We start from the raw sequence: 26,206 nt of genomic DNA on the forward strand, positions 1-26,206 counted from the left end.
CGAGAAATGACGGGCGGGTGGACAACGAGCCGACCAGTGCGGCGAGGGCGCTCGGATTGACCACCGGGCGCGAGGAAGGTAGCGAGGCGAACGCCAATCGGCAACATCAGGACTCCAGACTTGGCGGGGGCTTCCCTTTTCCGGGGCGCCGGCCGAGCAGCCGTAGAAAGATAGAGGTGTCCGTCGACGGCGGTACGAACGGCGGTGGCGAGTTCGTTACCGGCATCGCTCTTCAGCACGTAACCTCGTGCGCCGCATTCGAGCGCCTTCTTGATGACTGCGCGGCTGTCTAGACCATATGGAAGGACCGACCTCGGCTTTGCATCTGTCGCGGGTTACTCTCGGCTTGCGACAGCTCAGAGCAGAGCCGCATACAAAGGAGGTCGGTCGTGATGCAGTCTATCGCCATCATCGCCTTTGATCAGCACGCCGCCACGACGGTGGCCGCGGTGTTGTTGCCGCGCCACCGGACGCCCGTGCTGCACACGCTGACCTCGGATCCGCAAACGATCCTGCGGTTCCTGCAGCGATTGCAGCGCCAGCACCCCGTGCGGTGTTGCTACGAGGCGGCCCCGTGCGGATTCGCGCTGCAGCGGGAGCTGGCCGCTCACGGGATTCCCTGTGATCTCATCGCGCCCGCGCTGATCCCGCGTCGGCCCGGCGATCGGGTCAAACCGACCGCCGCGACGCCGGCCAGCTCGCGGTGCTCTATCGCGCCGATGCCCTGACGGCCATCCACATTCCGACCGAGATCGAGGAGGCCGTGCGGGATCTGTTGCGCTGCCGGAAGGACATCCGCATCGATCTGTTGCGGGCGCGGCATCGGCTCTCCAAGTTCCTCCTGCGCCATGGGCGGCGCTTCACCGGCGGGCGCGCGTGGACCCTGCGCCATGACGCCTGGCTCCGCGCCCAGCCCTGGGACCAGGTTGCGCTGCAGCGCACCCACGAGTCCTATCTGCGCGCGGTCGACGAGACCGTCGGGCGCCTGCGCGCCGTGGAGACCGATCTGCGGCCGCTGCTGCAGGTGGCGCCGCTGCAGGCCCGCGTCCAGCGGCTGCGGTGCTTCCGCGGCATGGACGATCTGACGGCGCTGACGATTGCGGCGGAATTGGGCGACGCCCGCCGCTTCGCGTCCGCGCCACAGACGATGGCCTTCGTGGGGCTCGTGCCGTCGGAGCACTCGAGCGGCAGCAAACGCGCCCAAGGCGGCATCACCAAGACGGGCAATGCCCATCTGCGCCGGGTCCTGATCGAAGCGGCGTGGCACTATCGGCATCCCGCACGCGTGGGCAGGTCGCTCCGCGCCCGGCAAGCGGGTGCGCCGAGCACGGCCATCCCGCACGCGTGGGCCGCGCAGCAGCGGCTGCACCGCACGTATCGACGTTTGACCGCACGAGGGAAGCCGACGCCGCAGGTGGTGACCGCGGTGGCACGTGAGTTGACCGGGTTTGTGTGGGCAGCCCTGACCCAGTGAGCGGATCGGCCGACGATCCAAAGGAGAATTCTCGGAACTTCTATGCGATAGACGACTTCGGTCTCGAACTCGCGCCCTTAGAGCGAGGCAGCTCCCGACGAATCATGGTCATGCGGTAGCCAACCCGCGCATATCAGAGTGATTCATCGTCGACGTCGCTCGGCCGATCCGCTGACCGGGGCCAGGGCCCAAGACACGAAGAGGCTGTGGCAATGACGGCCGCATGTGCGGCCTTGGACGCGCGCCTCGCGCGCGCCCAGATTCCCACAGCCCCTCTTAACTACTGGTTGACGAACGGTCCTTCCATATCAGAAGTTTTCGGGGGCGAGGCCACTGGAGGCCACAGCAGCCCGCTGCAGCCTCAGCTCGCTGAGCTCGATCACCGCTGTAGGCAACTCGATGCCGCTGGTGGCAGCCTCGGATTGTCACTCGATTGTCAGTCGAGCTCAGCCGCGACGCCGTTGTTCACAGCCGAACGCGCAGCGAGGCCAATCGCGGCAGCAGCGCCGGTACTTCCTCGACCACCACGCTCCACACGATGTCGTCGTCGATGCCGAAGTACGCGTGGGCCAGGAGGTCGCGCAACCCTGCGATGCGGCGCCACGCGATCGTGTCGTCCATCTGGCGCATGGCCGTCGAACGTTCTTCGCGGCTTCGCCGAGCACTTCGAGGTTTCGCAAGACGGCATCGTGCGCCATCGTGCCCGACACCAACTGCGTCCTGCTGAGCCCCTCAGTGTACTGCATCACACGACGGCACGCCTCGAGCATGTCGTCGATCTACAGGGTGGCGTCACGCGACACGGCGGGCTTCGGCTTCGATGCGTGGCTTTAGCTGCGAGCGAAGCGCCGCACGGGTCACCAGGTCGACGTGTGCGCCCAGGGTGTCTTCCAGCAGCGCCTTGAGATCCATGAACCGTGCGAACGTCGGCATGCCGTCGAACTCGACGAGCACATCGATGTCGCTGTCGGCGCTGGCCTCGCCGCCAGCCACGGAACCGAATACATACAGTGCGGCGACTCCGAAGTCGGTTCGGAGGCGATCCTCGAGGTGGTGCACCGCGTTGATGACGGCATCCAGGGGCATAGGAGCACTCGCAGGCAGTATAGGGACCTTGAAGCGGCAGAGTGTGGCTCGGGGCGCTTGGGGGCAACTCCTCACCGGCGCATCGAGCCCGCCCGTGGAGCCCTCGGCACGGGATGCAGTGCCTGGTCGCGAGGTGTCGCGTCCCTGACGGCAGCGTACATCGTGCGACCCGAGGAGCGCGTGTCGGTGGTCATGCTAATGGCCAGGAGGTGCACGGCGCCGACGTAGAAGGCCGGATCCACCACATTGACTGGACGGTGCCCGAACTGAGTGTGGCACCGCTGCGCGTGGCCTGACGCTGTTTAGCGGTTGAGGCGCCTTTGGCTCGACGGCGCGACATCGTGCTCACAGGCCCCGCTGCTCGTGGACGGACTGAGCGCGCAATTACGTCAGGAGCCGTGGCGGCCTCACTGCGTGGCCGGCGGGGTCCGCTCCTGCTCCTGGTTGAACAGGAGGCCGGCCTGTCCCGCGACATAGGCGCGAATCAGTTCCGCATCTGCCGCCGAGATATGCCGGCTGAAGCGCGGCATGCCGCGTGAGGCCAATTCCTCGTCGACGACGGCGGCCTTCCACAGTACCGCGTCCTGCAGTCGACCCGACTTGCGCAGATCGGGCAGGACGCCCCCGGTGATCGCGGCAATGCCGTGGCAATTCAGGCAGAAGGTGTCGTAGAGGAAGCCGCCGCGGCGGTACTGGTCGGCGGTCACGGGCAGCACCGGCGGCTTCGGGGTCGGGATGCGCGCGAACTGGATGACCGGTCTGGGGGCCGACCCTCCCAGCTTGAAGGTGTAGACGCGCGCGTTGGCCGGCGACCCCTCCCGGGGCAGGAACAAACCGTTGATCAGGAAGAACACGCCGCCGTAGCCTGCCGGCACCGAGATGTACTGCTCCCCGTCCAGCTCGTAGCTCACCGGTCCGGCAAGCGTCGCGGCCTGGTTGTCGAACGACCAGAGTTCCTTGCCGGTCTTCGCGTCCATGGCGAGGAAGTGCCCGTCGATCGTGCCCTGGAACACGACGCCGCCGGCGACCGCCAGCGTGCCGCCGTTATAGGCCCCGCGCCGCTCGGCACGCCAGGCGGCCTTGCGCGCAATCGGATCCCAGGCGAGCAGCGCGCCGCGGTAGCCGTTGCGGATGGCCTTCCGCACCTGCGGGTCGTCGGGCAGCGTACCAATGAGGACCCCGAGGTTCTGGAAGCCCTCGAGCCGCGTGTATGCGGGGTCGTGGGCGAAGTCGATCGCGCCGTCCTGAATCGGGATGTAGACCAGCCCGGTCTGCGGGCTGTACGACATCGGGTGCCAGTTGTGCCCGCCATCGGGGTTCGGATGGATCAGCGTGGTCCCCGCCTTGAAGCGCGCCTCCGGGTTCTCGATCGGGCGGCCCGTCTTCGTGTCCACGGCGTACGCCCACGCCACGGGAGCGCCGCGGGGCGTGTCCTTCGCCGCCTTCATGTCGAGGTACGGGTCGGCCGAGATCAGCTGGCCGTTGGCGCGATTGATGACGTAGAAGAACCCGTTCTTCGGCGCTTGCATCGCCACCTTGCGTGGCGTGCCGCCGATGGTGAGGTCGGCCAGCATGATCGGCTGCGTCGCGGTGTAGTCCCAGGTCTCGCCCGGCGTGGTCTGGTAGTGCCACTTGTAGGCGCCGGTCTTCGCGTCGAGCGCGACGATCGACGCGAGGAACAGGTTGTCGCCGCCGCCGGGCGATCGAATCTGCTGGTTCCAGGGCGATCCGTTGCCCACGCCGACGAGCAGTTGATCGAACTCCGGGTCGTACACGATGGCGTCCCACACCGTGCCGCCGCCGCCGTTCTGCCACCATTCGCCGGTCCACGTGGCCCGCATCCGTTCGAGCACCGAGTCCGAGGCGGCACCGTCGGGGCCCGTCGCGGGATTGCCGGGCACCGTGTAGAAGCGCCAGCGCAACGCACCCGTTTGCGCGTCGTAGGCCGACACGTAGCCGCGCACGCCGTACTCGGCGCCGCCGTTGCCGATGTACACGAGCCCGTTGGCGACGCGCGGCGCGCCGGTGATCGTGTAGGGCTGCGACTGATCGACCGTCACCGTCTCCCACGCCACAACGCCCGTCGCCGCATCGAGCGCGACGAGACGACCATCGATGACGCCGACGAACACCTTGCCGCCGTGGACGGCGACGCCGCGATTGACGACGTCACAGCACGCTTTCGGGCCGACCTCGCGACTGACCTTCGGGTCGTACACCCAGCGCTTCGCCCCCGTCTTCGCGCTGATGGCGTGGACGATGCTCCACGCAGACGTGACGTACATCACACCGTCGCGGACGATGGGCGTCGCTTCCGCGCCGCGATTCATGCCGAGGTCGTAGGACCAGGCCAGGCCGAGGCCGGCGACGGTCTCCGTCGAGATGCGCGTCAGTGGACTGAAACGCTGCTCCCCATACGTGCGGCCGTGCGATAGCCAATTACCTGGTTCGGCGTCGGCCGCGACACGCGCGGTGTCGTCGTCGAGAACGGCCGTGGAGGACACCGTGCAGCCAGTGCCTGCAACGACGAGCGTGAGGATGATCGGGACGAGGGCAGACCGGGCAGACATGGCGTGTCTCCAGTTGCAGACGACCCTCGCGGCTGCAGCGCGACATGGCAGGCCCGACATGTGCTACCGTCGCCAGCCGTGATGGATGAGGTGGACGGACGATAGCACGCCCCCCTCGCCACGGGCCCGGCACGCGACGTACGGCACGACCGGAACGAGGCGAGATGGCCCCGAATTCCACAAGCGACGATGGCCATCCACCGCAGGGCACTTCCGACCTGGACCCGACGCGACTTCGTTCGCGCCGGCTTCGCCTCTGCCGGTGCCGTGACGCTGGCTGCCTGCGCACCCGCCGGCGCTCCGCGTGTCTCCCTGGCGGCTGGGCCCGATGCCGATCTCGCCGATCTCGCCCGAAACATCCGCGGGCGTTTCCTGCAGCCCGGGGCGCCCCTCTTCAACGAGGCGAGGAAGGTCTGGAACCTCGCCTACGACCGTCGCCCAGTCGCCATGGCGCGGTGCGCAGACCTCGACGACGTGCGGCGCTGCGTAGAGGTCGCGCGGCGACATGACATCCCGATCGCCATCCGCGGCGGCGGTCACAGCTACGCCGGATTCGGCGTCGCCGATGGCGCGCTGCAGATTGATCTCGGCGCGTTCAACGCCGTCAGCGTCGATGCGCACCGCCGAATCGCCTCCGTTGGCGGCGGAACGACGATTCGCGAGTTGCTCACCGCGACGCTCGCGTTCGGGCTCGTCACGCCGATGGGCAGCTGCGGGTCGGTCGGCGTGGCTGGTCTGGCGCTCGCCGGCGGCGATACCGCCGGGCGCGGCCTCTTCGGGACAGCGAGCGACAACATCGTCGGCGCGCAGCTCGTGACTGCCGATGGCGAGGTGCTGGAACTCGGGTCGGGCCAGAACGAAGATCTGTTCTGGGCGATCCGTGGCGGCGGCGGCAACTTCGGCATCGTCACGCGACTGGATTTCGGGCTGCACCCGGTGCGCACCTTCCATTCCGCTACCTTCACTTCGGTTGGAACGAAATTGCCGGGGCCATGCGGACGTTTGGCGAGCTCGTGCGCGAGACGCCCGACGAGGTCCGGGCCGGCTTCAGGGTGCACGAGGAGACCGGCGCATCCGCCACCTGCGGCTACTACGGCGATCCGGCAGCAGCCGCCGCCTATCTCGCGAAGTGGAAGACTGCGTTCCGGCCGGTGGATCCGCGGATGGCCAGTTCCACGCCAAACCCCGAAGGCGAGGTGTGGACGACCACATCCCTGGCTGTCGACGGCGCGTTTCTCGAGGGCATGACTGATGGCGTCGTGGACGTGCTGGCGCGTGCAGCGGTCGCCGGGCGCGGCGTTGGTGCAATGCTGATGGGCCTGTCCAACGGTGTGGCGTCACGCGTCGCGATGACCGACACGGCGTACCCGCTGCGTGGTACGGGGCTGAGCAGTCTTCTGTCGGCCGAGTGGAAGCGGCCCGCGGATCGCAAGCGTGCGGAGCGATGGGTCGCCGAGCACGGCGCTGCGCTGCGTCCGTGGGCACGCCGCGCCTACGTGAACTATCTGGCGCCCAGCACCGCCGAGCGCATACGCGATGTCTACGGGGTCAACTATCCTCGGCTCGCTCGGGTCAAGGGGACGTACGACCCGACGAATCTGTTCCGGTCCAACCAGAACATCCTGCCTGCAGCCCGCAGTTGACCAGCGTTGCTCGTCTCGCGGGGCCGCGCCGCAGGCCGTGTGCTGGTCGGGCTGGTCAAGCCGACGAGCTTTCAGGGCCTGGCCGAGAAGACCACCGGCCGCGACTGACAATTGACTGACAACGGGAGATGGCCTGCAGCGGCCTCTAGTTGCCTCCACACGGAAAGCGACTGCGGCACGCCTTTCAGGCCTGTGTATGTAAGTGGTTGTGGCTGAACGACGTAACTGGTACGCCCGGCAGGGCTCGAACCTACGACCGCCTTCCATATCAGAAGTTTTCGGGGGTGAGGCCACCCAAGGCCACAGCAGCCCGCTGCGGCCTTACATCGGTGAGCCCGATCACCGCCGCAGGCCCAGATCACCGTTGCCGATGTATCCATGTCGCTCGACAACGTACTTGCCGTCGCGGGCGGGGCGGGACCGGATCATGCCTACGTCATGGCCTTTGGCCTGCTTCTGTCCATCGCGATGATGGCAGTTGCCGCCAACGCGATCAGCAGCCTGCTGCACCGCTGGCCCTCGCTCAACTACGCGGGACTGCTGCTGATCGCCTTCGTCGCGGCCAGGATGATCTTCGAAGGATCGAGCGGTGTCAGGCCCTGGTTGGCCGCGTTACGCTGACGTCGTCCATCGTCCGTTCGGGTTCATCCCGTGCGGATGGCCACTACGAGAATGTCACGAGGATGCTACCCAGGACGATGGGGGCCGGCCCACCAGGCAATGTCCCAGTGTCAGCCCTGCTTGATGATCAGACGAATCTGCCCCGTGTGGAACTGCACGTGGCCGCCGCGCGACAGCAGCACCGACAGACGATTGCGCAGCGGCTCCCTGTCGAAGTCCTCGGCCGAAATGGCGTCGTGTCTCTCGAGCCACGCGGCTGCGGGCAGCGACTCCATCGCGCTGGTGAGTGCGGAGTTCACCTCGGTCCAGGCGGCGCGCAGCGAGGCCGGGGTGATGGTGTCGGGCGCCGTCCGGTCCGCCTTGGTCAGGAACGCTTCGTCGAGTTCGGGATGCAGGCGCGCACCCAGCCGGAGCAGCGGCAGCATGCGGTCGTGCACGGCGACGAGATGTCCAAGCAGGTAGAAGAGGCGGTTCTTCCCTGGTGCCACTTCCTGCTGCAGCTGGTCATCGCTCGCGGCGGCAAAGACTCCGTCGAGGCGATCGAGATTCTGTTTCCACGAGGCAAGTGCGGTTCTGGCGAACAGGTCGGCGACAGGTGCGTCTGGCTGGGTCATCGCCCAAGCGTATGTCCAATCGGTGCTGCCGGCGCTTTGAGCGGCGCCCATCTCCTTGGTTGCGGTGAAAGAATGCGTCGCTCGGTGGTTACTCCTCGCGCAGTGCTCGACGGGCGCCACCCTCGAGGGGCGCGGCGCCGGAACCAGAGACGCGGCGAGCACCGTGGCGAGGAGGGGGGCTGCGCCGAACAGCAGCATTCGGGATCGCCGGGGGCGATGCCGTAGAGTTGCGCCCGTACGATTCCCCACGCGAGCGGGAGCGCCCGCGCGAAGCCCACTGCTGATGTCGATGCCGCGTTCCTTCACCACTGCGATGGCTTCGGGCCGAACGATGCTCGGTGACGTTCCGGCGGAGCAGACCTCGAAGCGTCCTTCGCCGGGCGTTCGCAGCAGCCCCTCGGCCATCTGGCGGCGGGCTGAATGTTCCGGCCCCTCGATTGAGCGTCGCTTCCCAGTAACGCTCGGTCGAAGAAATCAGGCAGGTCATGATCTCATTCGGGCGACTCGGAGGTAAGGCCGCGCTTGCTCGGAGGCATCATATGAACCGCGCGCGACGACCTCGACAAAGTGTGCGCGCCTAACGGCACTCGTCGTGCAATCAGTTCGATGCGTGCCCGGTGACCGCCCGCCTTCGCGAGCGCAACGGAAGTCATCCTGGTTCCTGAAAAGACGCGCCTCGAGTCTGGTTCCAAGCGGCGTTTGCAGCAGAAATTGCACGAGGGCGGAGGCGTCGACGACGATCGCGCGGACTCGCGCTCCCGCGGACGACCGCTGCGGCCGGCGTTTTTGACGTCACCCGGTTTGGACCGTGAAGTCGAGTCAGCATCTTCGACCACGTGCTCTTGGCAGGCGCTCGCGCCCCAATTCATCAAACGTCCGAGCAGGCTGCGCGTAGAACGCACTTGCAGCGAGCTCTGAAACGGAGCTCGAGTTGGCCACCGATCGGGGCGGCGCGCTCGCGCATGCTGACCAGTCCCGGGGCCGTTGGCCGCTGCCGCCGCAGCCTCGAAGCCGCGGCCATCGTCCTCCACGCTGAAGCGGACCTCGTCGTCACTGAGCGACACCTAACTGCAACGTGGCTCGCCGCCGCGCGCCTGGCGACGTTGTGCGCAGGGCTTGCCGAAGGTGACCGTGAGGCAGTAGTCTGCGCATCATGAGCACCCTACTGATTCTCATCATCGTGCTGCTGTTGTTGGGCGGGGGCGGGTTCTATGCAGGAGGGCCACGGGTGGGCATTGGGCTAGGTGGGTTGGTTCTCCTGATTCTGATCGTGATGCTGCTGACCGGACGTCTGTAACGCCGACTATTGCGTTCACAAGCCGCTCATCGGGTGCGGCAGGCGCAACTGAAGCGCACCGGGATGGTCGGACGACCGAGTTTGTTGAATGAGGCCACCGCAGCCTGGGCATAGTACTGTGCCTCGAACTCGGCGCGGGATCTCCCGACCGCGGCGAGCAGACGCCGCGCGTTGAACCACTCCATCCACGCGCGGGTGACAAACTCCACGGCCTCGAGTGAACGCCACGGCCCCTTCCGTCGAATCACCTCCGTCTTGAAGAGACCAGTGACCGACTCGGGGAGGGCATTGGCGTAGGCATCGCCTTGGCTCCCACCGACGGCGCGATGCCCGCATCGGCGAGACGCTCGGTGTACCGCATGGAGGGGTAAGCAAATCCTGACGACTGACAATTGACTGACAACGCGTGGGCCGCGTCAGCCGAGCGGGCTCCGATCCACTTGCCCAAAGAGCCGGGGGTCGCAGACCCCGGAATGCATCGCGAGAATGCAACAACCAGCAATTGCGTGGATAGTCGGCGCTACATTTCGTGGATTGGCCGAGAAGGACCGCCGGCCTCGACTGACAAACGACTGACAACGCGAGGTGGCCTCCAGCGGCCTTCGGTTGCCTCCGCCAGGAAAGCGAGCGCCGAGCGCATTGTCGGGTCAGTCTATGTAAGTCGTTGTGTGTTAAATAGTTAGAGTGGTACGCCCGGCAGGGCTCGAACCTGCTCCCGGCTTAGAAGATTTCGGGGGCGAGGCCACCCGAGGCCGCAGGAGCCCGCTGCTGCCTTGCCGGTGCGAAGCCGATCCCCACTGCAGGCGGCAGAAAGCCGCAGGAGGAAGCAACAGATTGTCCGTCAATTGTCAGTCGAGCTCAGCCGCGAGCCGGTTGCTCAAAGGCACGACCGCAGCGAGGTCCATCGCGGCAGCAGCCCGAGCACGTCCTTCGGGTGGAGGCCGCGGCCGGAGCCCCGATGCAATTGGCGTGGGCCCTCGAGGCCATCGCACGAGCGTGGCGCGGCGTGACATCGAACCAGGTCTGGTGGAGTTGCTCCGCGCCGGGGAACGGGCTCGCCCTTGACCTATACTCTCCGCAATCCGCATGGCTCTTCTGGCCGGCACTCGCCTCGGCATCTACGAGATCCGAGAACTCGTCGGCACGGGCGGGATGGGGGAGGTCTACCGCGCGCGTGATCCCACGCTGGATCGCGAGGTCGCACTCAAGATTCTTCCCCCGATGGTCGCCGCCGATTCCGAGCGTCTCCTCCGCTTTAGGCGGGAAGCGCGGCTTCTGGCGTCGCTCAGCCACGGAAACATCGGAGCTGTTTACGGATTCGAAGAATCGGACGGCACGCACGCGCTTGTCCTCGAACTGGTCGATGGGGTAACGCTTGCCGAGCGGATTGCTGGAGGGCGCATCCCCTTGGAGGAGGCGCTGCCTATCGCGAGGCAGATCGCCGACGCCCTCGAAGCCGCCCACGACCGCGCGATCATTCATCGCGATCTGAAGCCCGCGAATATCAAGATCCGCCCGGATGGCACTGTGAAGGTGCTGGACTTCGGCCTCGCCAAGACGCTCGCGATCGACGCGGGCACGTCCGAAGCCGCAGCGTCGCCGACGATCACCAGCCTGGCACTCACCCAACTCGGGGCGGTTCTCGGCACGGCCGCGTACATGAGCCCCGAACAGGCGCGCGGGAAAGAGGCCGACAGGCGGAGCGATATCTGGGCATTCGGCTGTGTGCTGTACGAAATGCTCGCCGGCAAGCGCGCGTTCGGCGGGAGTGACGGATCGGACACGCTCGCCAGCGTGCTGAGAAGCGATCCAGACTGGAGTGCGCTGCCTGCGCAGACGCCGCACTCCATTCGGCGAGCGCTGCGACGGTGCCTGCAGAAGGACCCCCGACAACGAATCCGCGACATCGCCGACGTGCGACTCGAGTTCGAAGAGCCGACCGTCGAGGTGGCCGCCGCGACCGGCCCCTCGGACGTACCGACCGTTCCGTCTCGCACAGGGTGGGTGCTCGCCGTCCTGTCGCTCGTGTCGCTGGCCGGCCTTGCCACGTACGTCGTCACGAGACCCATGCCGGCCAAGGAGGTTACCCGATTTGAGGTGAATGCCCCGCCCAATACGGTTTTCGGCTCTGCCGTTAACTCGCTTGCGTACCTGCACAGCGCGGGCAGCGCAACCGTGTCTCCCGACGGCACGCGCGTCGTCTTCGTCGCCGTGGATGAACGCGGCAAGGCGATGCTCTGGGTGCGAGCCTTCGATTCCTTCGACGCAATTTCTTTGGCCGGGAGTGACGGAGCCTCCCAACCTTTCTGGGCGCCTGACGCGCGGTCAATCGGTTTCTTCGTGGGAAAGAAGCTGAAACGCCTGGAGGCGGTCGGTGGCTCGCTCTACACCATCTGCGATGTCGTGGCCGATATTCTGCGAGGTGCAACCTGGGGATCCGGGGGCGACATCATCTTCGCCAGCGGCAGTTCGCCCCGCCTGTATCGGGTGTCAGCCGAGGGCGGCGCCCCCGTGCCGCTGGCGACGCACACCGAACAAGGTGTCACTAGCGAGACCCTCTGGCCCTCCTTCCTGCCCGACGGCCGCACGTTCCTCTACTGGGCACGGACCGCGAGCGGCGGCCCCGGCGTGTACGTCGCCTCGATCGTGCCGGGGATAGCACCCAAGAGACTCCTGGCCGGCGGGAGCAACGCGGCCTACGACCCCTCGGGTTTTCTGCTGTTCACACAGGGAGGCGTGCTGCTGCGGCAGCGCTTCGACGCGGCCCGCCTGGAAGTCAGTGGTGAGACGCGGCGTGTGGCCGAGGGGATCGCTTGGCTGGAGGCTGCAGGGACGGCGGCCTTTTCCCTCTCGAATAACGGCGTCTTGGTATACCAGCCGGCAATCACGCGCGCGACGCAATTCGCGTGGTTCGATCGGAACGGTCGCATGCTCGAAACCGTCGGTGAGCCCGGCGCCTACCTGCAACCGACGCTGTCACCGGACGGAACACGCCTCCTGTACACCGACCTCAGGGACGGCAATCTCCGGATCCGCGATCTCGGCCGCAACATCGTCTCGCCGGTCACGACCGGTCCAGGGTCGAAATTGTCACCGGTGTGGTCGCCTGACGGCAAAACCATCATTTATCGGGGCGCGTCGGACAACGGTGTCGCAGCGTTTTTCGCCAAGAGTGCCAGCGGTACGAGCGAAGCGACGGTGCTCCTCAAGGGTGCCCTGAGCGGACCGACGCAGATCTCTCCTGACGGCAAGTGGCTGCTTTATTTCGGCACTCCAAACGAGGGGATGACCGTCGCGGACGTCTTCGTGCTCCCAATGACGGGCGACAGGAAGCCGCAACCGATCGTTCAGTCGCCGTTTCCGGATGTCGAGCCGCAGTTCTCGCCCGACGGTAAATTCGTAGCGTACGTGTCCAGCGAAACCGGACGCCGCGAAGTGTACGTAGTGCCCTTTCCGGTAACGGGCGAGAGATGGCCGATCTCGAACAACGGCGGTCGTCAGCCGCTGTGGCGCCAGGATGGCAAAGAGCTGTTCTTCGTGAGCGACGACAGAAAATTCTATGCCGTAGACATCACTCTGGGGCCGAGGTTCGACTACAGCGCGCCGCGATTCCTCTTCGACATGCGCGCGAACGTGTACAACGTGAGAAACAGCTACATCCCGAGCCCGGATGGCACGCGCTTCCTCGTCAACATGACGCTCGATACGTCCGCCCCTCCAATCCACGTCGTGCGAAATTGGGCGGCGGGACTGAAAGATTGACGCGTAGTTGATTCGCGATTCGCCGGGCTAGCGTCCCGCGAAGTCAGGCATTCGGGAGCACACCGCGAAGAATCAACCAGCGTGCGGCACGGGCTTGGTGCACAGCTGCGGACCGTCCTGCCGCAGGTAGCTGCGGAGGGGTGCCATGAACAATCAGCGAGCCGTGATCCAGGCGCTGTTGGACTATTACGCGGCATTCAATTCCCTCGACCCACACGCCACTCTGCCCTTCTTTCACGAACCGACACTGCTCATCGGACCGCACGGCGTGCTTGCTGCGCCGACCCACGACATCTTGACGCCGGTCATGGCGACGGCCATCGACTCGCTTCGCGCCCGGGGATTCGGCCGGAGTGAACTGATCGTCCGGCGTGCTGAGCCGCTGAGCGCAAGCACGAACCTGGTTACTGGCGTTGCGGTGCGGTACAAGGTCGACGGACAGGAGTTGGAGCGGGTGGGAGTGACGTATGTGCTGCAAGGCCCAGACAATCGCTGGAGGATCGCTGTGCTGATCGTCCATGAGCCCAATGAGGTCGAACGGACCGAAGTGGTGAGCACAGACCCACCCGGTACGTGAATGGACTTCTCTTGACTCATTGCTTCGTCGCAATGTCCGTGCGTGGCATCGGGTCCTTGGCGAGCGCCAGTCACCATCAGGCTCTCCCCGAGTCGCTCACAGCGACGGCAATCCGTTGTACATCGAGGAACTGACCAGATCGGTGCTCGAGTTGCAGTTCCTGCGGGGCAGAGGACGATCGCTACGCCCTGGTCGAGGCGTTGCCGCACTCCATGGTTCCGACCAGCCTGACCGCATCCCTCGTTGAACGCCACCGGGGCACTTCGATTGGAAAGACTATCAAGCGGTGAGCGTGGCCAGACCCGAATTCTTGAACGTTCCGGAGGTCGCGCGGTTGGTGAGGAAGCTGACTCGAGAGTGAGCTGACCCGTCACTCCGGCGGTTGATTGTGCGGGAGCGCTTGGGCGCGTCAAGGGTCCGCTTCGCCGCTGTGCGCCCTTGACCCGCCCCGGCGCGCTCTCGGTTATCGCAATTACCGGAGCGACGGGGTATAGGACGACTTTGTGTCGGCTAAAACGCCTGCGATAACCGGCGCGCACGAAACGTGGAAGATGAAAGACCCGCTGATTTGCGCGTCCGGTCCATCGCATTGCTAGGTCGCGCCCGCGTTAAATATTGATCGTGAGTTCCATTCGTGTCGCTCGAACGTCTACCTCTATTTCGCTCCCGACCACCGGCGGCTGCGCGTGATACCACTGCACACCAATCCGCGCCGCCTCGCTCAGCTTCGGCAGTATCAAGCTCGCCATGAGGGGGTGAATGTCGTACACGGTATAAAGCGCTGTGCCCGTCACATCTCCCAATCTGAGCCCGAGGAGTCGCAGCCGGCCCTCGAGCTCCTCTAACACGAAGGCCGTTTTCTGGCGCAGCCCTTCGAGGGACGTATCTCCAGCGGCCACGACCTCTGGCCGGGAGGCGAGGTTGCGCACCTCGGCCACCGCGGCCACCACGAACGTCGGTGACGGCTTCGGCTCGCTACGTGACAGCGGCACGGTGTAGGAGAAGGCGTAGATCTGATGCTCGCCCATGCCCGCCATCGCCACGTTGGTGCGTGTCATGGGCACGCTGTCGCCGACTAGGAGCCCGGCCATGCGCATACGCTCAATGTAAGCGCTGTTGAACGCGGCGAACTCGGCGCGAGTGGTCTGGTGCCCAGATCGGAGTTCTAGCCCGCACAAGGCGTGCAGGGGCCGTCCCACCTCCGGCAGGTATTTCTCGATAGCGGTCAACCCTTCAGAGAGCGGGCGAGGGCGGCGCAAGGTGGCTCGCACTATTTCAAAACCGTCGGAGGGGAGCGCCGCGAGGCTAAGGAACGGTACCCCGGGCAAGAACCTGTAGCCGCCGCGCGTATTAGGAATCAATTTATCGCCCTGGGCCAGGACAGCAAGGGCCGGCGCGGGGGCAAATGCCGGAGCACTCATGGCAAATGCCCCAGACCCGATCAACCACTCTCGACGTGATAACTTCATAGTGTTCCTAGTGTCCCGTAACCATGGTTCGTGACATTTGTTGCGCGGCCCGCGCATCTGCGGTCCGCTGGGCGAATCCAGCGATGCTCGCAGGATCTCATCGCTGAGTTCGTCCAGACGAACGGCTTCGCATCGTCATGATGGACTTGGCGACGTCCCCACGGCTAGTCGCTTCGTCGATCTGTCAGGTTTTCAAGCCGAGGATCTCTCAGGATTTGGACGGCGTTGACACACGGCTAGGGATCACTTCATCACGTGCGGGAACAATCGCCGCGTAAGTCGCTCGCTCCGGCGCTCCAACTCCAGCAAAATCGCGCCCACCTGACTTCTTCGGACCGAACGTTACAGGAAACTGACGTCGGTGACGCTCTCGCCCTTCAATGGCGCAGGCAGCCTTGTGCTCGTGCGTTGTGCGGTGGAAAAGGCTGGAGTGCCGGGGAAGCGTTGGTGCATGGCGGGGGGACGTCCTACGACGGCGTCATCCAGTCCAATGATGTGGGTCGCGGCCCGAAGAACGCCGATCTCATCGACTAGCCGTTCAGCTTGCAAAAACGGAATCAATCCCTCACCCCCTCGGCTACTCCGAGACGGGAAAATCGGTGGGCCTCGATTCGTTTGAAGGGAGCCTGAGGTCTACCGGTTTTCGAGGAGCGAGTGAACGGTCTGGGCCCGGATGCGCTTCATCGCCCCCGAACTGGAAACCGCGAGCCTCGCGTGAGGAGCCTCTTGCGGACCCTGCTCGGCGGGCGTAATGTAGGGTTTTAATCCCAACATAGTCTCGCGGCAACCAGCATCGATCGGACGTCGTTGGCTGCTCTCCGCGTGTACACAGGCGAGGGTTACGCTCATCATGAGAATGCCTTGCGTGCTTCTTGTCGCGACGCTGTGCGTCATGCCGGCCGCGCCTTCCGGACAGGAGCAGCCGGCTGCGTCCACGCAGCGGCCCGCACCCACGTCGCCATCAGTGGCTCCGCCTGTCGCGCCGACCTACGAGATCGCCTTTGCAAGCTTCAGCCCGATCAATGCCGAGGTGTTCGTCGCAGATGCGGACGGAGGAACGCACTGCCGTTTGCACCTCACGCTGGGTTCGACGGCAACGCCTCGTTCTCACGCGACGGCACGTGGATCGTGTTCACTTCAGAGCGCGATGGGTCGTACGACATCTTCCGGGCCCGTCCAGATGGCTCAGAGCTGACGCGTCTCGTTGACGACGCGGCCTACGACGACCAGGCGACGTTGTCGCCCGATGGGCAAACCTTGGCGTTTGTCTCCTCACGCAGCGGACAGGCTGATGTGTGGCTCTTGGACATGGCGACGAGGAACCTGCGTAATCTCACCAACAACCCAGGAGGGGACTTTCGGCCGGCGTGGTCACCGGATGGACAATGGCTCGCGTTCACGTCGGATCGGGATTCGCGAAGACCGAGAGTTTCTGGCGGGTTTGTTGTGCAGCAGATGACGGAGATCTATCTGATGCGCGCTGACGGAACCGGATTACGGCGCCTCACGCAGCAGGAGGGGGTCGTCGGCAGTCCGACATGGTCGCCCGATGGGAAGCAGCTGGTGTTCTACGAAGCCGGCTTGGACGATCTGGCTAAGATCACCTCCGTCAGTCGACGGGTGCGAGGCACGACCCAGATTGCCACAATTGCTCTTGGGACCAGCGAACGCCAGGTGTTGACCGCCGGCCCTGGCGAAAAATGGTCGCCGCGGTTTTTGACCGCGACTGGCATCAGCTACGCCAGCGGTGGCCCTGAGGGCGGCCTGGAGCACATCGGCGGGAAGGCTGGGGCGCGCGGCGAGATTAGAGCGCCAAGTTGGACGTCAGATCGGTTGCACATGGTGTTTCACCGCGACGTCGAGCAGGTATGGCCGCCGTTCCAGCGCTGGCATAGCAAGGACCCGCTGTTTCGTCTGGTGCGCACGGGCGTGTTTCCGGCCTATGACCCTGCGGGCCGTCAACTGTTGTCGAATGATGGGCCTGGCGCGGTCGTCTCCAAGAACATTTTACGCATGAACGCCGATGGATCGCAGCCATCCATCTTCTTCGACGCCGGGGACAAGACGGCTCTGGGGCCGGTCTGGTCGCCTGCCGGAGATCGCGTCGCGTTTGCGCTTGGACGGTTTTTTCAGACGGTGCTTGGTCCCGCCATGGCTGATATCGCGATCGTGAATCGCGATGGCACGGGGCTCAAGATTCTCTCAGACGGCTCCGCCAACCTTGGCTTTCCGAGCTGGTCTCCCGATGGTGGGCAGATCGTGTATCGCGCGTCTGGCAAAGACAATCGAGGGCTCTTTGTGATGACGCTTGCGACTGGGGCAGTACGTGCGCTCACACCCGGTTCGAGCCAGGATAATTTTCCGTCCTGGTCGCCGAAGGGGGATCGGATCGCGTTTACACGCTTTCTTGATGACGAATACGACCTCTATACCGTCAAGCCAGATGGGACCGACGTGCGTCGGCTGACCAACGCGCGTGGTAACGACGCACATTCCGCCTGGTCGCCCGACGGCGCCTGGCTCGCCTTCTCGAGCGCGCGCGGTGGCTTCAAGGACGAAAAGGCACTTCATCCTGGCAATGCCCAGCCGTACGGCGACATCTACGTCGTGCGGGCCGATGGGTCCGATGTCCGGCAGTTGACCGATACGCCATTTGAAGAGGGCACTGTGGCGTGGGCTCCAGCGCGTCGGCAACCATTGAACAAGGTTGCGAGTCACCCGAAGTGAGTCCGCGGGGCGATCAAGGCTCGTGGACACCCTGGCGAAAATGGCGACGAGCTTCGAGCCGCAGGGCTTCGGCGTGGATGGCTGGACACCCATGGAACGCCATGGACACTTGTGGCATCCATGGATAAGTGGTGGAGGCCGGAGAAGTCGACGCCTGCGTTGCGACCGTGATCCTATTCGGGAGCGTGAACGGGCGGAGGTGAAAGACATGCGCTGCGTTGCCAAGTGGGCTCTAGCACTCACGGGCGTCCTGATGCCAACTCTGTTGTCAGCACAAGACAGCTTCTTTGACTCCAATGGCGTCAGAGTCCGCTATGTCGAACAGGGATCCGGTGATCCAGTAGTTCTCGTCCATGGCTTTTCCAGCAACGTCGAGACAGGCTGGATCAATACCGGGGTGTTCTCGAACCTCGCCAAGGACTACCGAGTCGTTGCCCTTGATCTTCGCGGCCGGGGAAAGAGCGACAAGCCTACAGATGCGAAAGCCTACGGTGCTGAGGTCGCCCGTGACGTTGTCCGCCTCCTGGACCATCTGAAGATCGAGCGAGCCCACATGGTCGGCTATTCGATGGGTGCGAACATCGTCGCCAAGCTCCTCACTACGGATCCAGATCGCTTCATCACAGCAACGTTGGGCGGCAGCGCAGGGCGGAGGAACTGGACCGCTGAGGACGACCGCGCTGCAGAGGCGGAAGCTTTGGAGTTCGAGAAGGGCCTGCCATTTCGCTCCGCGATCTTGCGGACATGGCCTACCGATCAACCCAAACCGTCCGAGGACACTATCCAGCGCCTGTCAGAAGACAGGATCAAACGCGGCAACGATCCAGCGGCGTTCGCTGCCGACGTGCGCGGGCGTCACGCCGTAGCGGTCACAGACGCTGAACTCGCCGCTATCCGCGTGCCGACGCTCGCGATCGTTGGCAGCGCCGATACCTTTCTCGCGTCGGTAAATGCGTTCAAGGAAGTTGTGCCGTCCGTCAAAGTGGTCGTCATCAGCGGCGCAGCTCACGGTGGTGCGAGTGGGGCGGCGGGGCGTCCAGAGTTTGTGGAAGCGATTCGCGAGTTCATCGCGCAGAATCAACACAAGCCCGAGAGATAGTTGCGGTGCGCGGCACCGAACTCGCTGGGCTGGGGCGGACGGGCAGCACCTGCGCCGGCGCATCGGCTGTGGATCCGACGCTGAGGCGAGGGTCGCGAGGGGAAAGACCCACGTCGGTCTCGATTGTGCCGCAGAGGGTGATGGAGCGCGGGGAGCTGCGCGCACGTGTGATTGATGGCCTGCGGGTAGTCCGGCGAAGCAGGGACCAACCCAGCGTTATGCTTACCGCGCGACGGCCCTAAAAACGTCCTATCGTTTACAACCGCCGCCGCCTGTCGTACGCGGTGTGGGCGGTGCGCAGCCGAGATCTATGCACTGACCGTCGTCGGCTCAGCCCTCGCGAGGAGCGTCATGAGATACCTAATCGCCGTCGCCATCGCGCTGTCGCTCGCGGTGCGGTCACCCGTGCAGGCGCAGGCGCGTTTCGATACGAAGGCCGTGCTCGCCTCGATCGATGCAAACGCGGGCAGCTACGGAGACGTCGCCTTGCAGATCTGGACGTTTGCCGAGCTCGGCTACCAGGAGCAGAAGAGCAGCGCGCTGCTCCAGGAACAGTTGCGGAGCGCCGGCTTCAGGATGAAGGTCGGGGTGGCCGAGATTCCGACGGCGTTCACCGCCGAATGGGGCAGCGGCACGCCGGTGATCGGCATCGTCGGCGAGTTCGACGCGCTGCCCGGGCTGTCGCAGGCGGGGGAGCCCGAGCGGCACCCGATCGAAGCCGAAGGCCCGGGACATGGCTGCGGTCACCACCTGTTCGGCACGGCATCAACGGCGGCGGCGATTGCCGTGAAGGAATGGCTGGTGGCCAACAAGCACGCCGGCACGCTGCGCTTCTACGGCACACCTGCCGAGGAAGCGGTGCGGGCAAGGTGTACATGCTGCGGGCCGGCCTCTTCGACGATGTGGATACGGTCGTCACGATGCATCCGGGCGATCGCAATGCGGCGAGTGCATCGAGCAGCCTGGCGAACATCACCGGCAAGTTCCGCTTTCGCGGCGTCTCGGCGCACGCATCCGCCGCGCCGGATCGCGGCCGCTCGGCCCTCGATGCGGTCGAGGCGATGAACGCCATGGTCAACCTCATGCGCGAGCACGTGCCAGCGGACGCGCGCATCCACTACGTGATCACCAACGGCGGCAAGGCGCCGAACGTCGTGCCGGATTTCGCCGAGTCCTACTACTACGCGCGCCACAACGACATGCGCGTGGTGGACGGCATCTGGGACCGCATCACCAACGCCGCGCGCGGTGCGGCGCTCGGCACGGGGACGACGATGGAACTGGAGTTGACCGGCGCGGTGTGGAACGTGCTGCCGAACAGCCATCTTGCGACCCTGATGCAGAAGAACCTGAAGACCGTGGGAGGCTACGAGTACACCCGGGCCGAGCGCCAATTCGCCGAGGTGCTGCGCAAGTCGCTCGAGGGCAACCTGCCGCCGATCGACAGCTCGAACAGCGTGTTCACGCCGGAGCCGGGCATCGGCGGCGCGTCCACGGATCTGGGTGACGTGAGCTGGAACACGCCGACTGTACAACTCACGTCGGCGACGTGGGTTCCTGGCACCCCCGCGCACAGTTACCAGGCCGTGGCGGCGGGTGGTACGTCGATCGGCCTCAAGGGCATGATCGTCGCGGCGAAGAGCATGGCGCTCACGGCGATCGATCTCTTCACCGAGCCCGCGCATGTCGAGCAGGCGCGCGCGGAGTTCGTGAAGCGCCGTGGGTCCGGGTTCAAGTACACCACCCGGCTCGCGGACCGGAAGCCGGCGTTGGACTACCGCAAGTGACCCGATCCACCGCTTCGTGGAGTTGGCGCAGGCCGGCACGCTGTAGGGGTGATCGGGACTCGTAGTTGGCACCACGTTCGTGGCGCCCGCTGGTGCCGTTGTCGATGCGTGAGTGAATCGGACTCGTTGTTGCAGTTCGAGAGGAAGCATATGGATAGCCGCAGGATCCTTGCATCCGCATCCCTTCTGATGGTGTGTGGAATATCGTTCGTCCACGCGGGACGCGTCGGCTCCCCTCAGCAGAGCCCAGCTGCGCCAACAGACACCCACCCCGCATTCTCCGAAATCGAGGACGATCCAGCGTTACCGAGAGTGTTGCTGATTGGTGATTCCATCTCGATCGGCTACACGCTGACTACCCGCGCGTTGCTTCAGGGCAAGGCGAATGTGCATCGCATTCCGGTAAACGGCGGTCCGACCATCAACGGTCTTGAGAATGTGGATCAATGGCTCGGCGTTGGCAAATGGCACGTGATCCATTTCAACTGGGGCTTGCACGATGTGAAAGTCATGGACGATGGCAAGCATCAAGTCTCGATCGAGAAGTATGAGAAGAACCTGGCGGAACTTGTCGAACGCCTCAAGCGAACCGGCGCCACGCTGATTTGGGCGAGCACGACGCCGGTCCCCGATGCGGAGGTCACTCCGCCTCGCAGGAACCGCGACGTCATCGCATACAACCTTGCCGCCAACCGTGTCATGGCGCAGAACGGCATAACGATTGACGACCTGTATGCGGTCGCGCTGCCGCGGTTACACGAAATCCAGAGGCCAGCGAACGTGCACTACACAGACGCCGGTTACGAAGTCTTGGCAGCACGCGTCGCCGCCAGTGTCCGCGCAGCGCTGGATTCGCCTCATTAGCCGGAGCAGAAAGGGTTGCTCAGAAGAAATGCCGGAGGCGACGAAGGAATGAGCAGTGCGATTGATCCGCCTGCGTGGACACCTTCGCAAAGGCGAATCGGTGCTGGCTCGCTCGGATTGGCGGGCCTGGGAGGACCGGACATGACCTGTGGCTCCCGGTTCGCTCGCTGACAATTCAGAGCGTCCGCGCGCCTCCACCTGTAAGTGAATACTCACGACTGACAATCGACGGACAACGCGGTGGCTGTCGCCAGCGGAGTGAGCGTGGATCCACTTGCCCAAAGAGCCGGGGGTCGCAGACCCCGAGAATGCATCGAGAGAATGCAATAACCAGCAATAGCGTGTTAGTCGGCGCTGCATTTCTGGGCCTGGCTTGGATGGACCACCGGCACAAACTGACAAACGACTGACAACGGGAGGTGGCCTCAAGTTGCCTCCAGTGGTCTCCTAACGGAAGGCGCTTGCCGAGAGCAGCTTGGTCCTGTTCTCGTAAAGCGTTTTACTGCAGGTACTTAGAGTGGTGCGCCCGGCAGGGCTCGAACCTGCGACCCCCGGCTCAGAAGTCTCCCGCTTGGCGCGCAACTCGATGGACTGGCATCGGCTGTTCGAAATCTGCGCCTTAACGGAGACCCTGATTGTGGATGAGGACGGCCTCTACGATCCGGCGCATTTCAATGATCGGTTGTTGCTCGGGCTGAAAGGGACGATGAGCGAAGCCGAGTTGCATGTGCTGCGAGCGCGGCTGCGCCGCGGCATCGTCAACAAGGCCCGTCGCGGCGAGCTCGAAGTCCCGCTGCCGGTGGGCTTCGTGTACGACGCCGCCGGGCGTGTGGGTCTCGATCCGGATCGGCAGGTCCAGGACACCCTCCGCGCGTTCTTCCAGACGTTTCGACGGACGGGCTCGGCGACGGCGACCGTGAAAGCGTTTCGCACGGAGCAGATCCCCTTTCCCCGGCGTGCGCGCTACGGGCCGCACCAGGGCGAGACGCTGTGGGGCCGGTTGGAGCACTCGCGCGTGCTGTGGGTCCTGCACAATCCCCGCTATGCGGGCGCGTTCTTCTTCGGGCGCAGCCGGCAACGGCACACCGCCGACGCGCGGCTCGTGTCCGAGCGGCTGCCGCGCGAGGAGTGGACGGCACTCATTCCGAATGCGCCTGTCGGCTACATTACGTGGGAGGACTTCGAAGAGAATCAGCGCCGGCTGCATGAGAACGCGCAGGCGAATGGGGCCGATCGACGTCGGAGTCCCCCCCGCGAGGGCCCCGCGCTTCTCCAAGGCCTTGCCGTGTGCGGCATCTGTGGGGATCGGATGACCGTGCGCTATCATCGCCGGCAGGCGACCGCTTGGCCCACCTACGTCTGTCAGCGTCGAGGGATCGCGCAGGCCGAACCGATCTGTCAAAGCATCCCGGGCCGCGGGCTGGATCACGCGATCGGACGCGTGCTGCTCGAAACCGTCACGCCGCTGACCTTGGAGATCACCCTGACGGTCCAGCAGGAACTCCAGACACGGCTCGACGAGACCGACCGGCTGCATCGCCGCGCCGTCGAACGCGCGCGCTACGAGGCGGACCTCGCCCGCCGCCGGTACCTGCAGGTCGATCCCGCGAATCGGCTCGTCGCCGACGAATTGGAAGCGCACTGGTACCGCGCGCTGCAGCAGGTCACCGAGGCACAAGAGATCTATGAACGGCAACGGCAGGCGGATCGCGTGGCCGTCGACGCCGAGGCCCGCGCGCGCATCCTCGCCCTCGCAACGGACTTCCCGCGGCTCTGGCACGATCCGCACACGCCCGATCGCGAACGGAAACGCATGGTCCGCCTGCTCATGGATGACGTCACGCTGATCAAAGCCGGCGACGGTTTGACCGCGCACGTCCGCTTTCGTGGGGGCGCCACGACCACGCTCACGCTGGCGAGCGCGCTCAATGCCTGGCAGCTCCGGGAGACCAGCACGGAGATCGTCGCTTTGATCGACCACTTCCTCGATCGTTACGCGGACAAGGACATTGCGACAATCCTGAACGCCCGCGGCTACCTGTCAGGCACGGGCCAGCCGTTTCAGCGTGGCATCGTGAAACACCTCCGCCACAGCCACGGACTCCGCTCCCGATGTGAGCGCCTTCGTGCGCGAGGGATGCTGACCCGCGACGAGATCGCTCGACGCTTGCAGGTGTCCGGTGCCACCGTGAAGGTCTGGGGCCAGCACGGCTTGCTGGCGCGCTCCGTCTGCAATGATAAAGGCGAATGGCTGTACGAGGCGCCAGGCCCAAACGCCCCCGTCAAAATGCAGGGTCGACGTCTATCTGACCGCAGGTCTGGCCTCGTCCTCTCCGATCAGCCCAATGAGGTGCAGTATGAAACGTAGTCCTTGAGATTGGGCGAACGGGGCGGGAGGCGGACGGTTTCGACACCCGCCGCCGCCAACGTGTCAGCAAAGGCCTCGGCGAACCGCGGGTCGCGGTCATGGAGGAGGAACCGCCTCCCGCGCAACCATCCGTCATCTGGATCCGTTAGCTGGCGACCACACTGCACCACCCACGCGCTATCCGGCTCGCGGTGGATGCCGGCGATGTCCACCTGACGCGTCGCGAGGTCGATGACGAACAAGACGGCGAAGCGCGTCAGCCCACCGGCGGTCCAGACTTCGACCGAGAAGAAATCCGCGGCGGCGAGGACCTCCCGATGCCGTCGCAGGAACGCCAGCCAAGTGGTCCGCCGCGTTCGCTCGGGGGCGGGCTCAATTTCGGCACGCTTCAGAATGGTGGCGATGGTGCCTCGGCTCACATCGTGACCGAGGTTGGCCAGCGCACCCTAGATCCGGGTATAGCAACCACGAGCGGTTCTCCCTCGGCATCCGTACCAAGTACTCCCGAATCATCGCGGCAACTGGGGGCCGCCCAGGACCGCGGCGCTGGCCGCCGTCGTACTTCCGAGCGATCAGCGTCCGATGCCAGGCGAGCAAGGTTTCCGGCGTCACGATGGACCGCATCTCCGCGAGGACGCGTCGACCGAGCGTGTGGGCTTTCGCGGCCAAGCGCACACGCTGATCGTTGGTGAACCGAAGCCGCCGAGGTCCGAGCTGCTCCCGTAGGACGCGATTCTCCTCTTGCAGATAGTCGATGACATCGCTGGTGCTGGTTGACCCAGCCGGCCAGCGCGATCAGAAAGATCCGGAGCGGATGCGAGAGCGAACCACGGCGCGCAGCGTATCAGAGCCGCAGAATCCCGGACGACCCATTCCAGCGGCAGCGCCGCCACCCTAGCGTGGGTCTCAGCGGCTTCAATCGAGTTGTCGGACAGTACGGGGTCTGTCCGCGAAACGCCGAATGCGGCAGCACGCGGTTGTGTTCGTCGACGTAGAACGCCACCAGCCGACCGACGGTGCTGCTGCTGTCCAGCGAGTGGAGGAAGAGCCATTGATGCTTCAACGAGCGCCACCACGCTTCGATCATGGAATTCGAGAACTTGAGCTCCGTGCCGGCCAGTAGCCGGCGCAGAACACCCGTCTCGATCAATGCGTCGACTTGGGCGTTCACGTTCTCGACTCCGGCATGCGCCAGCACGACCGGGGTGGTGTCTGACGGCGTCGCAACCCGACTGCCGTCGAGCAGCACGGCCACGCTGTTGATCGGCGCGAACGTGTCCGCGACGCGCCAGGCGAGGATGCGTCGCGAAAAATTGTCGCTCACGGCATGGAGATAGGCGCGGGTTCCGTCGAGCAAGCGGATGACCGTGGTGTCGATGTGCCACATTTCGTTCGCGCGCGTCGTGCGCAGCCCTATCTTGGGCTTCGCCGGATGGACGCGGAGCCGCGGACGGCGCCAGCCGTTCCGCCGGACGAGGCGATACCACGTTGAGGGCGAGGCGCAGACCCTGCCGAGCCGCTGCGCGAGGACGGCCAGCGTGCCGGTCGGAACGTGACGGTAGTCGGGCGACGTGACCATGTCCTCGATTGCCCGGACTTCGGTGGGCGTCAGTCGAGACGGCGACGTGCGGGGACAGGTGGATCGATCATCGAGCGCACACGCGCGCTGCCGCTGGCGCCAGGCATGGAACCGCCTGGGCGACACACGGAGGAACCGCAAGATCGCTCGCAACGGGAGATACGCTCGGGCCCGGTCCACGGCGCGCTCGTAAAAGTGCCGAAAGTGCTGACGGACAGCTGCGGTCGCGAGGTGTTTCGCCGGCTGGCGCACCAGAAGGAGAGCCGGCATTCATGAGGGCCACCTGCTGTCGGATCATGTGCATATGCTGATCGCCATCCCGCCGAAGTACGCGGTCGCGCAGTTGGTCGGGTTATCAAGGGAAAGAGCGCGATCCATCTAAGGCGGGTGTACGGGTAGCGGAACGGGAACTTTGTGGGACAGCACTTCTGGGCGCGCGGGTACTTCGTGTCCACGGTGGGCGCGCCGAGCGAGTGATCCGCGAGTACATCCAGAAGCAGGAACGAGAGGACGCGCGCCTGGACCAGTTGGAGCTCTGGCGCTAATCGGCCACCGAGACGGTGGCCCGCAACCGTCGAGGCCGCGTTGGCGACCCCGTCAAGCCACTTTGAGCGGCTCACAACTGGATGCCCCCGACTCTGCCGGGGATTCGTTACTCAGCGCCCCGCG

Annotated in this window: 17 protein-coding genes and 5 pseudogenes; 14 read left to right on the top strand and 8 right to left on the bottom strand. The window is 65.1% G+C overall.

Features of this window, described 5'->3' with window-relative positions; translation table 11 throughout:
* The first annotated feature begins 389 nt into the window (after positions 1 to 389).
* Complete coding sequence (locus tag LuPra_RS08620; RefSeq protein ID WP_157898906.1) at positions 390 to 728, top strand: hypothetical protein; 339 nt, start codon at positions 390 to 392, stop codon at positions 726 to 728.
* Positions 704 to 1,474 carry an IS110 family RNA-guided transposase gene (locus LuPra_RS08625; protein ID WP_110170371.1) on the top strand — a complete coding sequence of 257 codons (771 nt, stop codon included), beginning with the start codon at positions 704 to 706 and terminating at the stop codon, positions 1,472 to 1,474. Before LuPra_RS08620 ends, LuPra_RS08625 begins: the two co-directional genes overlap by 25 nt.
* A gap of 465 nt (positions 1,475 to 1,939) precedes the next feature.
* Here the strand turns inward: LuPra_RS08625 and LuPra_RS08630 are convergent.
* From LuPra_RS08630 to LuPra_RS08640, 3 genes and pseudogenes are all read right to left on the bottom strand, one after another.
* Positions 1,940 to 2,244 (bottom strand): annotated as a pseudogene (locus tag LuPra_RS08630) (HepT-like ribonuclease domain-containing protein).
* A gap of 22 nt (positions 2,245 to 2,266) precedes the next feature.
* Positions 2,267 to 2,560, bottom strand: a complete 294-nt coding sequence (locus LuPra_RS08635) for a nucleotidyltransferase family protein (RefSeq protein WP_110170372.1) — start codon at positions 2,558 to 2,560, stop codon at positions 2,267 to 2,269.
* A gap of 407 nt (positions 2,561 to 2,967) precedes the next feature.
* Complete coding sequence (locus LuPra_RS08640; protein WP_110170373.1) at positions 2,968 to 5,130, bottom strand: PQQ-dependent dehydrogenase, methanol/ethanol family; 2,163 nt, start codon at positions 5,128 to 5,130, stop codon at positions 2,968 to 2,970.
* A 447-nt stretch (positions 5,131 to 5,577) separates the two neighbouring features.
* On the opposite strand from LuPra_RS08640, the pseudogene LuPra_RS34340 reads away from it, so the two are divergent.
* From LuPra_RS34340 to LuPra_RS08655, 3 genes and pseudogenes are all read left to right on the top strand, one after another.
* Positions 5,578 to 5,916 (top strand): annotated as a pseudogene (locus LuPra_RS34340) (FAD-binding oxidoreductase); the annotation flags it as partial.
* A 206-nt stretch (positions 5,917 to 6,122) separates the two neighbouring features.
* Complete coding sequence (locus LuPra_RS08650; protein ID WP_110170375.1) at positions 6,123 to 6,773, top strand: BBE domain-containing protein; 651 nt, start codon at positions 6,123 to 6,125, stop codon at positions 6,771 to 6,773.
* Between the two features lie 357 nt (positions 6,774 to 7,130).
* The gene (locus LuPra_RS08655) at positions 7,131 to 7,394 is read left to right on the top strand and encodes a TerC family protein (protein WP_257724523.1); all 264 of its coding nucleotides are present in this window, start codon (positions 7,131 to 7,133) and stop codon (positions 7,392 to 7,394) included.
* Between the two features lie 110 nt (positions 7,395 to 7,504).
* Here LuPra_RS08655 and LuPra_RS08660 read toward each other — a convergent pair whose 3' ends face one another.
* Entirely contained in the window at positions 7,505 to 8,008 is a 504-nt protein-coding gene (locus LuPra_RS08660) for a DinB family protein (RefSeq protein WP_110174594.1), read from the bottom strand.
* A 1,153-nt stretch (positions 8,009 to 9,161) separates the two neighbouring features.
* Between LuPra_RS08660 and LuPra_RS08665 the strand changes: the two genes are divergently transcribed.
* Positions 9,162 to 9,305, top strand: a complete 144-nt coding sequence (locus tag LuPra_RS08665) for a DUF3309 domain-containing protein (protein ID WP_110170377.1) — start codon at positions 9,162 to 9,164, stop codon at positions 9,303 to 9,305.
* Positions 9,306 to 9,331: 26 nt separating this feature from the next.
* Here LuPra_RS08665 and LuPra_RS08670 read toward each other — a convergent pair.
* Positions 9,332 to 9,696 (bottom strand): annotated as a pseudogene (locus tag LuPra_RS08670) (integrase core domain-containing protein); the annotation flags it as partial.
* A 695-nt stretch (positions 9,697 to 10,391) separates the two neighbouring features.
* Between LuPra_RS08670 and LuPra_RS08675 the strand changes: the two are divergent.
* The gene (locus tag LuPra_RS08675) at positions 10,392 to 13,067 is read left to right on the top strand and encodes a protein kinase domain-containing protein (RefSeq protein ID WP_110170379.1); all 2,676 of its coding nucleotides are present in this window, start codon (positions 10,392 to 10,394) and stop codon (positions 13,065 to 13,067) included.
* A gap of 145 nt (positions 13,068 to 13,212) precedes the next feature.
* Positions 13,213 to 13,644 carry a DUF6841 family protein gene (locus LuPra_RS08680; protein ID WP_110170380.1) on the top strand — a complete coding sequence of 144 codons (432 nt, stop codon included), beginning with the start codon at positions 13,213 to 13,215 and terminating at the stop codon, positions 13,642 to 13,644.
* A 608-nt stretch (positions 13,645 to 14,252) separates the two neighbouring features.
* Here LuPra_RS08680 and cnbZ read toward each other — a convergent pair.
* Positions 14,253 to 15,065, bottom strand: a complete 813-nt coding sequence (gene cnbZ / locus LuPra_RS08685) for a 2-amino-5-chloromuconate deaminase CnbZ (RefSeq protein WP_110170381.1) — start codon at positions 15,063 to 15,065, stop codon at positions 14,253 to 14,255.
* A gap of 1,176 nt (positions 15,066 to 16,241) precedes the next feature.
* Here cnbZ and LuPra_RS08690 point away from each other — a divergent pair.
* The 5 genes and pseudogenes from LuPra_RS08690 (at position 16,242) to LuPra_RS08710 (ending at position 23,958) form a co-directional block, all read left to right on the top strand.
* Positions 16,242 to 17,840: a hypothetical protein gene (locus LuPra_RS08690; protein WP_234800793.1), complete on the top strand. Its 1,599-nt coding sequence runs from the start codon at positions 16,242 to 16,244 to the stop codon at positions 17,838 to 17,840.
* Between the two features lie 22 nt (positions 17,841 to 17,862).
* Positions 17,863 to 18,939, top strand: a complete 1,077-nt coding sequence (locus LuPra_RS08695) for an alpha/beta fold hydrolase (protein ID WP_234800794.1) — start codon at positions 17,863 to 17,865, stop codon at positions 18,937 to 18,939.
* A gap of 351 nt (positions 18,940 to 19,290) precedes the next feature.
* A pseudogene (locus tag LuPra_RS34345) lies at positions 19,291 to 20,726 on the top strand (amidohydrolase).
* 312 nt (positions 20,727 to 21,038) lie between these two features.
* Positions 21,039 to 21,590 carry an SGNH/GDSL hydrolase family protein gene (locus tag LuPra_RS08705; protein ID WP_234800795.1) on the top strand — a complete coding sequence of 184 codons (552 nt, stop codon included), beginning with the start codon at positions 21,039 to 21,041 and terminating at the stop codon, positions 21,588 to 21,590.
* 571 nt (positions 21,591 to 22,161) lie between these two features.
* Positions 22,162 to 23,958 (top strand): recombinase family protein, encoded by a 1,797-nt coding sequence (locus LuPra_RS08710; RefSeq protein ID WP_234800796.1) that lies wholly within the window; start codon positions 22,162 to 22,164, stop codon positions 23,956 to 23,958.
* On the opposite strand, the gene LuPra_RS08715 is transcribed toward LuPra_RS08710, so the two are convergent.
* Both LuPra_RS08715 and LuPra_RS08720 read right to left on the bottom strand, forming a co-directional pair.
* On the bottom strand, positions 23,928 to 24,377 hold the full coding sequence (locus LuPra_RS08715; protein WP_110170384.1) for a hypothetical protein: 450 nt from the start codon (positions 24,375 to 24,377) through the stop codon (positions 23,928 to 23,930). The genes LuPra_RS08710 and LuPra_RS08715 overlap by 31 nt on opposite strands.
* Positions 24,378 to 24,802: 425 nt before the next feature.
* Positions 24,803 to 25,717 (bottom strand): DDE-type integrase/transposase/recombinase, encoded by a 915-nt coding sequence (locus LuPra_RS08720; RefSeq protein WP_157898908.1) that lies wholly within the window; start codon positions 25,715 to 25,717, stop codon positions 24,803 to 24,805.
* A gap of 48 nt (positions 25,718 to 25,765) precedes the next feature.
* On the opposite strand from LuPra_RS08720, the pseudogene tnpA reads away from it, so the two are divergent.
* Positions 25,766 to 26,082: pseudogene (tnpA, locus tag LuPra_RS08725) on the top strand (IS200/IS605 family transposase); the annotation flags it as partial.
* Between the last annotated feature and the right edge of the window lie 124 nt (positions 26,083 to 26,206).

Source organism: Luteitalea pratensis, assembly GCF_001618865.1.
Classification (GTDB): domain Bacteria; phylum Acidobacteriota; class Vicinamibacteria; order Vicinamibacterales; family Vicinamibacteraceae; genus Luteitalea; species Luteitalea pratensis.

Excerpts from the sequence above, each read along its gene's own strand:
- LuPra_RS08635 (WP_110170372.1), bottom strand. The coding sequence starts at position 2,560 with ATGCCCCTGGATGCCGTCATCAACGCGGTGCACCACCTCGAGGATCGC.
- LuPra_RS08640 (WP_110170373.1), bottom strand. The coding sequence starts at position 5,130 with ATGTCTGCCCGGTCTGCCCTCGTCCCGATCATCCTCACGCTCGTCGTT.
- LuPra_RS08650 (WP_110170375.1), top strand. The coding sequence starts at position 6,123 with ATGCGGACGTTTGGCGAGCTCGTGCGCGAGACGCCCGACGAGGTCCGG.
- LuPra_RS08660 (WP_110174594.1), bottom strand. The coding sequence starts at position 8,008 with ATGACCCAGCCAGACGCACCTGTCGCCGACCTGTTCGCCAGAACCGCA.
- LuPra_RS08665 (WP_110170377.1), top strand. The coding sequence starts at position 9,162 with ATGAGCACCCTACTGATTCTCATCATCGTGCTGCTGTTGTTGGGCGGG.
- LuPra_RS08675 (WP_110170379.1), top strand. The coding sequence starts at position 10,392 with ATGGCTCTTCTGGCCGGCACTCGCCTCGGCATCTACGAGATCCGAGAA.
- LuPra_RS08680 (WP_110170380.1), top strand. The coding sequence starts at position 13,213 with ATGAACAATCAGCGAGCCGTGATCCAGGCGCTGTTGGACTATTACGCG.
- cnbZ (WP_110170381.1), bottom strand. The coding sequence starts at position 15,065 with ATGAGTGCTCCGGCATTTGCCCCCGCGCCGGCCCTTGCTGTCCTGGCC.